Below are 11,886 nucleotides of genomic sequence, written 5' to 3' on the forward strand. Positions count from 1 at the left end.
TGCCTTTATAAAACTGTGCGGCATAACTTTCTGCTTATTTATCAGCTGGCGCGCAGTTTAATCATGAACACTGCGCCCCCCCTCTCCAAGTTAAAGACTGGTGATGAACTATGCCTGTGAAACAGCAATGGCTTGCTTGTTATGCTCATCTAAGCAAAGAAATGAATGGGCCTGCTGTATCATCAGACACCGCGCAGCCCTGTACCTTGTTTTTCTCCATGAGCGACGGCACCCAGCGCGCGCATGTTTTTCATATCACGGCAGATAACTTCGAAGCCGCCTGGCAAACCGGTGTGCAGCACTTGCAGGGAGCCTACGAACGAGACCGTGCGCAGTCAGGCAACATCGTCGAACGTTCATGGATACGCGTCGAATGCGCGATCAACGTCACCGCCATCACCTGGGCCGAACTCAATGCGCGCTTCAAGCGCCACAAGCGTAATTACTTCCGGCGCGGCATCGCCTTCGATGCGGCGCTGCACATCGCGATCACCGAACAGGAACTGAACGCCAACGCGATCCTGTATGGCGGCAACGCTATCAATCACGCGAGCTTCAATGCCGGCAATTTTTCGGTGTACGCCAGGCGCCGTTTTACCGGGCTCAATACAGCCGACCTGATCGCCACACTTGAACCCGAGACCCCCGTGTTCCTGTTCGACACCAAGGGCGTTTTTTGTGCCGAAGACGGCGTGCCCCACCCGCTGAACCCTGGCCCGACAGAAACCGGCTGGCGCACCCTCGCAGCGCTGGAGCCCGGCATGGTAAAGGCGAGCATCATCAGCGCCGCAAGCTACCTGAGCGCTCAGGTGCAGGACAGCGGCCAGTTCGTCTACGGCTACTTCCCGTGCTTTGACCGGGCGATAAAAAACTACAACACCCTGCGCCACGCCAGTACCACCTATTCGATGATCGAGGCCTGGGCACTGACCGGCGACGAGGCGCTTAAATCCGCCATCGACCGCTCGCTGGCCTACCTTACCCAGGAACTGATCAAGTCCTACGCGCTGCCCGACGGCAGTGTGGCGGCGTATCTGCTGGACACCGGTGACGAGATCAAACTGGGCGGCAATGCCGTGTGTTTGTTGGCGCTGGTCAAATACAGCGAAGTCACCGGCACCCGCCACTACCTACCCGTGCTGGAAGCCCTGGCCAATGGCATGGCCTGGATGCAGGACGCGACCACCGGCGCCTTCGTGCACGTCTTGCATGGCCGTGACCTTACCGTCAAAGAGGCGTTCCGGATCATCTACTACGACGGCGAGGCCGCGTTCGGGTTGATCCGCCTCTACGGCCTCACCGGCGATGAGCGCTGGTTAACCGTGGTGGAAAAAGCCTTCGACTACTTCATCGAAAAACAGCACTGGCGCGAGCACGATCACTGGCTCAGCTATTGCGTGAACGAACTGACCCGCTACCGACCTGACGAAAAGTATTTCCGCTTCGGCCTGAATAACGTCGCCGGTTATCTGGGGTTCGTGCAACAGCGCATCACCACCTTTCCGACGCTACTGGAATTGATGATGGCTGCGCAGCAGATGCTCGAACGCATCGCCCAGCAAGCGCAATTGCGCCACCTGCTCACCGAGATCGACCTGCACGCGTTTTACCGCGCCCTGCATCATCGTGCGCGCTATCTGTTCAACGGGTATTTCTGGCCGGAAACGGCGATGTATTTCGCCAATCCTGCGCGCATTGCCGGTTCGTTTTTTATCCGTCACCACGCGTTCAGGGTGCGCATCGACGACGTGGAGCATTACCTCTCGGGGCTGATTGCCTACCACCGCTACCTGCTCGACGGCGCGCCGCAAGTGAGCCTGGCCCAGGACGCAGCACCCCTCGGCTGGGTCTGGGACGCCAACACCCTGGCTCGGGTGACACACGGCACCTGGGCCAAACAGCCACCACCCGGTTGGTACACGTCGGGTTTGACGCCGTCCATGCAGTTTTTCAAACCCCAGCGCATGCTCAATCGGCACCCCAGCAAGGTGGGACCGAACGAAGTGCAGTCAGCGCTGCGCTGGGCCCAGGCCAGTCCTGAGCGGCGCCCCTCGGCGTTCTTGTGTGTAGACCCGACGCCCTACCTGGACAGCGGCCTGCCGGTGTTACAGGTCGCCGACACCAGCGAGGCCATGCTGCAAATGGGTCGATACGCCAGGCAGCGATTCACTGGCCAGGTATTCGGCGTCACCGGCAGCTTCGGTAAAACCACCGTGGTCGCCATGCTCGGCCACGCCCTGAAACACTGGGGCGAAGTGGGCCACACCGAGGCCAACGCCAACCTGCCCCATGGGATCGCCTGGAACCTGGCGAGCATGCCCCGGCCGGCCAAATTCTGGGTATTGGAAATGGCCGTGGGCCGCATGCCGATTAACTCGGAGCTGGTGCGCCCACACATTGCTATCGTGACCGGGCTGGCTCCGGCGCACCTGGAATACCATGGCACCCTGGAAAACCTGGCGCGTAAAAAAAGCGCGATCTTCCGCTCGATGGCACCGGGTGGGCACGCGGTGCTGTGCCGCGATATGCCGCACTACGAGGTGTTCGCCCAGGCCGCCGAAGTCGCGCGCTTGCACGTGACCAGCTATGGCGAACACGCTGATGCCGATGTGCGCCTGCTCGACGTGTGCAGCGAGGCCGACCGGGTCTACGTCACCGCGCAACGTGACACGCAACGGCTGGATTTCAGCCTGAGTGCTCGCGGCAGACACATGGTGCTCAACGCACTGGGGGTGCTGGCGTCGCTGTTCGCCGCCGGGCTTGACGCCGACCAGGCACTGGAAGTGCTGACCGGCTTCCAACCGGTGGAAGGTCGCGGCAATATCCGCTCGATCAAATGCACCGACGGGCATTTCCAGCTGATCAACGATGCGTACAACGCCAACCCGGGCTCGATGGCTGCGGCCTTGCGCTCGATGGCCGACCTGCCCGTGGCCTCGCGGCACCGGGTAGTAGTGTTGGGCGACATGCTGGAGCTGGGCCCCGACGCCCAGCGCTACCACCTGGAACTGGCTGACTCGCTGCGCGCGGCGGCGCCCCGGCATTTGGTGCTGTGCGGGCCGCTGATGCATGAGGTGTACCGGGTGCTGCGCAGTGAGCTGTCAGTGCAGTGGTTCGAGGATGCCACGGCATTAGGCCAGGCGTTGGCGCGCCACCCCGGCCAGTGGTTCCAGGCGGGGGATTGGGTACTGGTGAAAAGCTCCGGTGGTACCGGGTTGTCGCAGATCTGTGATTGGCTGAACACGACCGAACAGGCGGTGCCGGCGGGTTAGCCCGCGCAGCCCGCTGCTGTCTTCAGGCCAATGTCATTGCGCAGTTGGTGAAACATCGCAGGCACACCCTGCGCCTTGACCAACTGCGCCTGATGCCCGGCGCGAATCAACGCCTGGTAAAAACGCTCCTGCAACACAAATGGGGTTACCTGGTCGTCCACGCTGCCAATCACGAACAACTGCCGCGCAGGCGCAACGGCAATGCCGGCCATGTGCTCCAGGGGATCGTAGGGGTGCAATAAACCATTGGTGTCGCGTCCCGGACGCGAAGGCAGGCCTTTGCTTTGACGCAACATCTGCGCGCGCTGCACCAGGGCAAACGCGCCGGAAGTCATCACTGCACACTTCACATCGGTACGCCCCAAGGTCAACAACGCCGCGGCCACCGTGGCGCCGCCGCTGTGCCCCAGCAACACAAACTGCCCGATGCCGTAACGCGTGCGCAGCTCGTTGAGCGCAGCGTCCAGCACAATGAATTCCCGCGCCTGGCGCCGCTGCCCATGGTTGCCGCTGGAACCGTAGGTGCCAGGTCGCGCCACAATCACCACCGGTACGCCCGCACGCCGGCTCAGGGCCTTGGCCTGCCTGGCCTTGGCGGCCAGGGTATTGCCACGGATCGACTCGGGCGAGCGGTGCATTTCCACGTTGCGGTCGCCATGAAACATCACGATTACCACGGGCGCACGGCTCAGCACCGCCCCGGAAAAATAGCGAATGCACTCATCGCCCCCGGCCAACTCGACCCAGAGTGAAGAGTCGACCTGGTTGCAGGTCGACTGGTCGGCCGGGGTGTTCCAAAGCAACGGTGTCGAACCCTCACTCAGGGCCCACGCGCCCGGTACGCCGGCCCACAACAGCATCCACCACAACGCAAACCTGGCCACAGCCACCTCGCCTAACGCTCGCGCAAGGCCTCCCGCGCACGGTTCATGGGCTTGATCAAATAGTCGAGCACGGTTTTCTGGCCGGTCTTGATATCCACCGAGGCAATCATCCCAGGCACAATCGAAAACGACTTGCCGGCCTTGTTTTTCAAGGTGTCAGCGTCGGTGCGGATGAACACTCGGTAGTAAAAAACTTCTGGCTTGACCTCGTCCTGGATAGTGTCCGGAGAAATGGTCACGACCTTGCCGTCCATGCCGCCATAAATGGCGTAGTCGTAGGCGGTGATCTTGACCTTGGCCACCTGGTCGGGATGGATAAAGGCGATGTCTCGCGGGGAGATACGCGCCTCGATCAACAACTGCTCATCCAGGGGCACAATCTGCATCAAGCGCCCGTTGGGCGGGATAACCCCGCCGATGGTGGTGACCTCGATCCCCTTGACGATACCGCGCACCGGCGAGCGCAGGGTCAGGCGGGTCACCGAGTCGGAGCGCCCGCGCATGACTGACGACAGCGTCTCGACGTCGGCATTGACCTTCGCCAGGTCCTCACCGGCCCGCACCATATACTCGGAGCGGGCCTGGGTCAGTTTCAACTCCAGCTCGGCCTTTTGGCGCTTGAGGCGCAACACCTCAACGTTGCTGGCGGCGCCGACCTTGGCCAGGTTTTCGGTGATTTCCAGCTCGCTACGCACCAGCCCGAGCGACGAACGCACGCCGGCCAATGATTCTTCGAGGCCCTTGCGCCGAGTGTTGAACAGGTCGGTTTCGGCGCGCACCAGTGCGGGGTAACGCTCAAGTTCCGGGGGGAACAGTAACGGTTTGCCGTCTACCTCGGCCTGCAAACGCGCGACGCTGGCCAGCGATGCCCGGTACTTGGCGGCACTTTCATCAAAGTTGGATTCGGTCTTGGTCGGGTCAAGCCTGGCCAACGTCTGGCCATTTTTGACGATATCGCCCTCCCCCACATTCAACTCCGTGACGATGCCGCCTTCCAGCGACTGGATGATTTGCTCACGCGAGGTCGGGATGACTTTGCCGCTGCCCGTCGAGACTTCGTCCACTTCAAAAAAGTAGGCCCAGGCACCAAATGCAATCAGCATGACAAACACCCAGCCCACCACGCGCGTGGCGCGCACCACGGTGCGTTCATCCACGCCGTCGTGGGTATGCCGGGCGCCTTCGTCTTCGGTGGCGAGCAGGGGTATGGTTTTCGGCGCAGGGCTTTTCACTGGGTTTTCCCCTTCGGTTTGGACAGGCGCGCAATCGCGTTGGCTTTGCTGTCATCGACGATGATCTGGCCGTTGTCGACCACGATCACCCGATTCACCAGGCTCAATACACTCATGCGGTGCGTGGCGATAATCAGCGTGCGATGGGCCGCCCAGCGGTCGAGGTTGTGGATCAACTGGCGCTCGGTCGCTTCATCCAGGGACGCGGTGGGCTCGTCGAGCAACACGATATGCGGTTGGCGAATCATCAGCCGCGACAGCAGCAGCGACTGACGCTGCCCGCCCGACAGGCCCAGGCCACCTTCCAGGATCATGTGGTCCAGGCCGTCGGCGAACTTGCCGATGAAGTCGCCCGCACCGGTCAGCGCCAGGGCCTGGAGGATTTCCTGATCGCTGGCATGCGGCGCCCCCATGATCAGGTTGTCGCGCAGCGTGCCGTGAAACAGCCGCGAGTTTTGTGTCATCAGCCCCACGTCTCGGCGCACGTCGGCGGGGTCGATGTGGCTGAGGGCAACGCTATCCAGGCTGATGGTGCCGGCCTTGAGGTCGAGCATCCCGGCCAATGCCTGCAACAGCGTGGATTTACCCGCGCCGTTACGCCCCAGAATCGCGATGCGCTCGCCCGGCTGGATCTTCAGGTCGGCCACACGCAGCGCCGGCACGGGGGCATCGTCGGAGTACTGGAATGTGGCCTGGCTCAGCGCGTATTGGCCTTTGATCACCGGCAGGTGCACGCGCTTGCTGCCCTCGGGATGGTCCACCGGCAATTCCATGATTCGGTTCAGGCCTTGCAGCGCAACCTTGGCCTGCTGCCAGCGCGTCAGCACCTGGGTGATCTGGGACATCGGCGCCATCATCCGCGACGCCAGGATCGACGCCGCGACAAGGCTACCGGTGGTCATGTCGCTGGCCATGACCATGGGCGCACCGAACACCACCACCACGGCAAACACCGAGCCCTGCACATTGTTGCTCCAGGCCACCAGTTTGTTGGTGAGCATGCGCAGGCGCAGGCTGGCGTCGCCGCAGGTGGCGTTGTAGTGATTCCATTGTTGCTGGAAGCGCTGTTCGGCCTGCAACGCCTTGATGTCGTCCAGGCCTTGTATGGTCTCCACCAGCATGGCGCTGCGCAACGAGCTTTCACGCATCGACTCATTCGCCAGTGCCGCGAGTTTTTTCTGCGCCAACAGCCCGGGCACTATCAGGAACAGCACAGCCACCATTGGCACCGCCACCAGCGGGCCGGCGATCAACCAGTAGATCACCAGAAACAGCAGGAAGAACGGCAGATCGGCCAGCGCCGTGGCGGTGCTGGAGGTGATCAGCTCACGCAGTTGTTCCAGTTCCTTGAGCTGCGAAATGAACGAGCCGGTGGACTTCGGCCGGGCGCTGTTACGCAAGCGAATGGCATGCCCGAACACCAGGTCGGAAACGCGCAGATCCGCGCGTTTGCCGAGCATGTCGGTGATGCGCACACGGGTGATGCGCATGATGAAATCAAACACCAGCGCCAGCATCACCCCGCCAAACAGCACATACAGGGTGGGCATGGATTCGGCCGGGATCACCCGGTCGTACACCTGCATCGAAAACAGTACCCCGGCCAACCCCAGCACGCTGGTGACCAGCGACGCGAGCATCACATAGCCATAGGGCCGCAGGTCGCGCAGCACGATGTTTTTGAACCACGCCTTCTCGTAAGGCTTGATGTAGTCGTCGACACGCCGGTCACGCACTGCCGCCATGGGTCGCAGAATCACGCTCTTGCGCGCTTGCTCCAACAGGTCCTGGCGGGTGAGCCGGCTTTGCAGGCCGCCGTCGCCGCTGTAGGCGATGCCCAGGTTGTCGCCGTCGCCGAGGGTTTCGAGCACACCCACCTGGCCGTCGGCAAATTGCAGCACCACCGGTAATTGGCGCTGCATCAGCGTGGTTTCGCTGAAGTCGGCAATCACGCAGTTCAACCCCGCCTGGCGGGCCATCTGCCGTACCACCTCTTCCACCGAAGCGCCTTCGGTCCATTGTGCAGCGATGCGCACGCTTTGGGCCGAGCATTCCAGGCGGTAATGCCGGGCCACGCTCAGGACGGCCTCCAGCCACACTTCATAATCCACTGCGGGCGCCGGGTTCAGCGGTGTTTGTACTGCGTTGGTTTCGTCCGCAAGCATCACAGCATCATTCATGGCCGAATCTCCACACCTTGCAGGGTGCTGTTGTCCAGGTGGAACGCCGTGCGCAGTGCGCCCGTGTTGTAGAGGCAATCGATTTTCAGGCGGCGCAGGTCAGCGGCGGTGTTTTCCCGGTCCATGCGTGCCTGGTGAATTTCCTGCTCGGCATTCAGCAGGTCAAGCAACGGCCGTGTGCCCAGTTCGAGGTACTGCTGGCGATACAGGTCGCGGGTTTCGGAGATGCTGCGCTCACGAAAATCCAGGGTGGATAGCCGCTGGCTGAGGCTTGAGATTTGATCCCGCGCCTCCAGCAACCCCTGGCGAACCGCAAGGCGCGCGGCGTCGTTGGCGGCATCGGCGGAACGCAGGGCCTGTTGCGCGGCGGATTTGCGAGCGGTGATTGCGCCGCCCTGGTACAGCGGCATTTTCACGTTGAGAAATACGCCATAACGGGTACGGTCGCGGCCGCCGGGGACGTTGCTGTCGTCGTTGTTGTCCAGGTAGTGCGTGATGGACGGGTCCAGCGACACGGTCGGCAACGCCTCGGCACGGGCTTGTGCAATCAGCGCCAGCGCATCGACACGCTGCGCCTGGGCGATCAGCAGGGTCGGCGTGACTGCCGCATCGGGTACCACGCCCACGCAGGATTGCTCCAGGCTTGCCGGAAAACCATTCGCCACGCTCACTGGCGCCTGCGACCCAAGCAGACTGCTCAACGTGCTGCGCCAGCGATTGAATTGCGCGGTGAATTGCAATTGCGTCGCCACCGAGGCCTCGACCCGCGAGCGGGCCTGGATCAGGTCCGAACGGGTGCTGGCGCCCATGTCGCTGCGCTTTTTGGCCAGCTCTGCAATCGCAGAAATGCCGTCGATTTGCTCGCGAGCCAGTTGCACCAGCAACTGCGAGCGCTGCAGTTCGATCACGGCGAACGAGGTATCGCGCGCCACCTGATCGATCGACAGCAACACCGACGCCTGGCTGGCACTGACCCGCGCCAGCGCACTGTCGACAGAACTTGAGACCTTGCCGAAGTCGTAGAGCATCTGCGACGCCGACAACGAAAACGCACGGCTCTGGCCGTTGCCCCTCAGGCCGCTGTCGTAGCCGGAGTTGAAGCCGCCGCTGACTTGCGGGTAATAACCGGAACGGGCGATGTTCACGTTCTCGTTTTGTTGGTACAGCTGGCCGATCGCCTCGGAAATTGCCGGGTGCCATTCCACCGCCAGTTGAATGGCGCGTGTCAGGTCAAGGTTGCTCGGTATGACGTGCTCGGGTGCCACCGGTGCGCTGACGCCCGTTGGCCCGCCGGGTAAATGTGTGCCCAGGTTGCTCGGGCTGATGATGTTGACGCGTTCTTCATCGTCGATATACGACGCTGCCATGACCGGCGCACGCTCGGGCGCGATCATTGCGACTGCCAGAATTACGGCAGACAGCTGCTTGGCCAAACTCTTTTGCCTCACTGCTAGTCACCTGACTGTTGTCAAACCTGATGAGTACAACAACGGACCGTGACTGACGTCACGGCCCATCGCTGCATTACCGTTGGTAGGGAAAACCGGGCCTTGCGGCCCGGCCGGCAGGGGTGGCGTTACACCACGCTGATGCCGCTCTGTATCCAGAGCTGATGGGTTTCATCTTCCGGACTGGTGTAGATCACGTACTCAAGACCGTTCTCTACCTGGGTCGCACCGGCGCTCCAGTCACCTGTCAGGTGCACGCTGTCCTGATCGTCGCCCTGGATCATCAAGCGATCCGACTCAGGCCCGGTGATGGACACCAGGTCTTCGAGGCTCAGGGTCAGGTCGACGGCGCTGACATCGTTCAGGTCGATGCTGTGCACCCCGCTGACTGTGCCAATCAGGTCGGTGAGGTTGATGGCTGCATCGCCGCCTTCCCACAACAACCCGTCTGCACCCGCGCCAGCATCGACATGGGTGAAGTCGGTGTCGTCGGCCACCACGGCATCGTGGTGATCGCCGTCAACGTTGGCGCCGTCATCCGCCGCCTGGTCCACCGCACTGTGGGCAGCGGCAATGCCGGCACCTTCAGTGGCTGGCGCACCCGGGTTGGCGTCGTCCCAGACCAGGTCGCGATCCGGCGAGTCGATGCGCACGTAGAGGTCGGCGGTGTCTTCCTGGCCGGTTGGCGTGGTGAGCTTGTAGGTGAATTTATCCACCTGGCCAATCTCGTCCAGCGTCAGCCCGGCATGCGGGGTGTAGACGTACTTACCATCGGCAAACACGGTCAATGTGCCGTGGTCACCGTTGATTTTCGTCCCTGTTTGCCCAGGAATCACATAGACCCCGTTGACCAGCACACTGAGTACCGTCAGCGGCGAACCGAGGACATCCGGCCCGGACAAGCTGTCGGACAGCAGGTTGCCAGTCGCATTGCTCATTGCACCGGTCACGAACTCCGTGAGGGCGGTGGTAGTGAGCTTCTGCGCAATGTGCAGCGCACTCAGCGACAGCACGGCACCGGTCGTCCCGGTCACGCGATAGGTCCCGGCATCCAACCCTTGGAACGTGTGGTTCGCCTGGGTAGTGGTCTGCTGCGTGACCCATTCGTTACCGATGAACTTCTGCAGATTGACGGTCGTGCCTGGCAACAACGCAATGCCGGTGACGGTGACGTTGATCGCAAGCTCTGCGGTCGTGCCCGTGGCAACGTTGATCGCTGCACCCGTACCCGTACTGCTGCCGAGCAGTGCCAGGTTGTAGCTCAGGGTCGCCAGGTCGGCCTGGGTGACCAGGTTGACGATGTCGATCTGCGCCGAACCCAGGTCATCATTGGCAACCGTGTTGATCACGCCGGGCGCAGATGGATCGGTAGCGCTCCAGTCCACGTTGACACTCGGGCTGTCGATACGCACATACAAGGTTGCCGAGGCCGAAGCACCGGCACCATTGACCAGGTGATACTCGAAGGCATCCACCTTGCCGATGCTGGCGACATCGCCGTTCGGGGTGTACTTGTACTCGCCGTTGGCGAAGATGGTCAGCTGACCATATTGGCCCTGCAGCACCGTGCCGGTGGTGGCGTCGGCATCGACGAATTCGCCGTTGACCTCGACCTGCACCTTCACTGGCCCGCCGGTTCCCGGTTCATCCGGTTTACCGCCAATGCCCGGGTCGGTGATGACGTTGCCGGTGACATCCGGCCCTGCTTCCCCGGTGAAGTCGGTGAGGCTGTCATTGGTGACGCTCAACTTGGCCGTGGCCCCTGCACCAACGCTGACCAGGTTGGGATCGAGCTTGAGGGTAAAGCGATACTGCCCGGCTTCCAGGCCTTCGATTTTGGCGCTGGAGCTTTGTCCGAACAGCCCCAACAGGTCGAGCAAGCCCGAACCGTTGCTGCCTTGTTGCACCGGCAACCATCCACCGGCACCGTCGCTCACTTCCAGCGTGGCAGTGAAGCCACCGCCCAACAGCGAGACCAGGTCGGCCTGGGCAAACTGCAGGTTCAGCGTTCCGCTGGAACCCTCGGCAACCGAGAACTCCTGCTGCTTGGTGTGATCGCCCAGAATGATGCCGCCGACACCCAACAGGGTGAACACGCGCATATCGGCCAGGCCGGTGTTGGATGTTACGGGTTTGATGGTTACTTCGCCGGTGGCGAGGTCGTCGAAGGCTTCGAGGTCGGCGTCGGCGTCGGCGTCGGCGTCCGCATCCGCATCCGCATCCGCATCCGCATCCGCGTCGGCATCGGCATCGGCATCGGCATCAGCATCGGCGTCCGCATCAGCATCGGCATCAGCGTCGGCGTCGGCGTCGGCGTCGGCATCAGCGTCAGCGTCAGCGTCCGCATCGGCATCGGCATCCGCGTCCGCGTCCGCGTCGGCATCGGCATCGGCATCCGCGTCAGCATCCGCATCGGCATCAGCATCAGCATCAGCATCAGCATCAGCATCAGCATCAGCATCAGCGTCAGCGTCAGCGTCGGCATCCGCGTCGGCATCCGCATCCGCATCAGCGTCAGCGTCCGCATCGGCATCGGCATCGGCATCCGCGTCAGCATCCGCATCCGCATCAGCGTCAGCGTCCGCATCGGCATCGGCATCGGCATCCGCGTCAGCATCCGCATCAGCGTCAGCGTCAGCGTCAGCGTCGGCATCAGCATCAGCATCGGCGTCGGCGTCGGCGTCGGCATCAGCATCGGCGTCCGCATCAGCATCGGCATCGGCATCGGCATCAGCATCAGCATCAGCATCAGCGTCAGCGTCAGCGTCAGCGTCAGCGTCAGCATCAGCATCAGCATCAGCATCAGCGTCAGCATCAGCGTCGGCATCAGCATCAGCGTCCGCATCAGCATCAGCATCGGCATCGGCATC

The 11,886-nt window shown here is 62.4% G+C and carries 7 protein-coding genes; 2 read left to right on the forward strand and 5 right to left on the reverse strand.

Annotated features, from left to right (window positions below):
- Positions 1 to 218: 218 nt before the first annotated feature.
- Positions 219 to 3,272, forward strand: coding sequence for a UDP-N-acetylmuramoyl-tripeptide--D-alanyl-D-alanine ligase (locus tag HX824_RS15030; RefSeq protein ID WP_177054750.1), 3,054 nt, complete (start codon positions 219 to 221; stop codon positions 3,270 to 3,272).
- On the opposite strand, the gene HX824_RS15035 is transcribed toward HX824_RS15030, so the two are convergent.
- From HX824_RS15035 to HX824_RS15055, 5 genes are all read right to left on the reverse strand, one after another.
- Positions 3,269 to 4,132 carry a S9 family peptidase gene (locus HX824_RS15035; protein WP_177054762.1) on the reverse strand — a complete coding sequence of 288 codons (864 nt, stop codon included), beginning with the start codon at positions 4,130 to 4,132 and terminating at the stop codon, positions 3,269 to 3,271. The genes HX824_RS15030 and HX824_RS15035 overlap by 4 nt on opposite strands.
- Positions 4,133 to 4,167: 35 nt before the next feature.
- Entirely contained in the window at positions 4,168 to 5,358 is a 1,191-nt protein-coding gene (locus HX824_RS15040) for an HlyD family efflux transporter periplasmic adaptor subunit (RefSeq protein ID WP_087693464.1), read from the reverse strand.
- Between the two features lie 26 nt (positions 5,359 to 5,384).
- The gene (locus HX824_RS15045) at positions 5,385 to 7,568 is read right to left on the reverse strand and encodes a type I secretion system permease/ATPase (protein WP_177054751.1); all 2,184 of its coding nucleotides are present in this window, start codon (positions 7,566 to 7,568) and stop codon (positions 5,385 to 5,387) included.
- Positions 7,565 to 8,962 carry a TolC family outer membrane protein gene (locus tag HX824_RS15050; protein WP_173883061.1) on the reverse strand — a complete coding sequence of 466 codons (1,398 nt, stop codon included), beginning with the start codon at positions 8,960 to 8,962 and terminating at the stop codon, positions 7,565 to 7,567. Before HX824_RS15050 ends, HX824_RS15045 begins: the two co-directional genes overlap by 4 nt.
- Positions 8,963 to 9,144: 182 nt before the next feature.
- The gene (locus HX824_RS15055) at positions 9,145 to 11,118 is read right to left on the reverse strand and encodes a BapA/Bap/LapF family large adhesin (protein WP_256347009.1); all 1,974 of its coding nucleotides are present in this window, start codon (positions 11,116 to 11,118) and stop codon (positions 9,145 to 9,147) included.
- Between HX824_RS15055 and HX824_RS15060 the strand changes: the two genes are divergently transcribed.
- Positions 11,068 to 11,886, forward strand: an 819-nt coding sequence (locus HX824_RS15060) for a hypothetical protein (protein WP_177054752.1), incomplete at its 3' end; no start/stop codon positions are given. The genes HX824_RS15055 and HX824_RS15060 overlap by 51 nt on opposite strands.

Source organism: Pseudomonas sp. D4002, from assembly GCF_013385665.1.
In the GTDB taxonomy this organism is placed as follows: Bacteria; Pseudomonadota; Gammaproteobacteria; order Pseudomonadales; family Pseudomonadaceae; genus Aquipseudomonas.

Bases quoted from the DNA above. Each gene is read 5' to 3' on its own strand.
- HX824_RS15050 (WP_173883061.1), bottom strand. From the start codon at position 8,962: ATGATCGCGCCCGAGCGTGCGCCGGTCATGGCAGCGTCGTATATCGAC.
- HX824_RS15030 (WP_177054750.1), top strand. From the start codon at position 219: ATGAGCGACGGCACCCAGCGCGCGCATGTTTTTCATATCACGGCAGAT.
- HX824_RS15055 (WP_256347009.1), bottom strand. From the start codon at position 11,118: ATGCGCGTGTTCACCCTGTTGGGTGTCGGCGGCATCATTCTGGGCGAT.
- HX824_RS15045 (WP_177054751.1), bottom strand. From the start codon at position 7,568: ATGAATGATGCTGTGATGCTTGCGGACGAAACCAACGCAGTACAAACA.
- HX824_RS15035 (WP_177054762.1), bottom strand. From the start codon at position 4,132: ATGCTGTTGTGGGCCGGCGTACCGGGCGCGTGGGCCCTGAGTGAGGGT.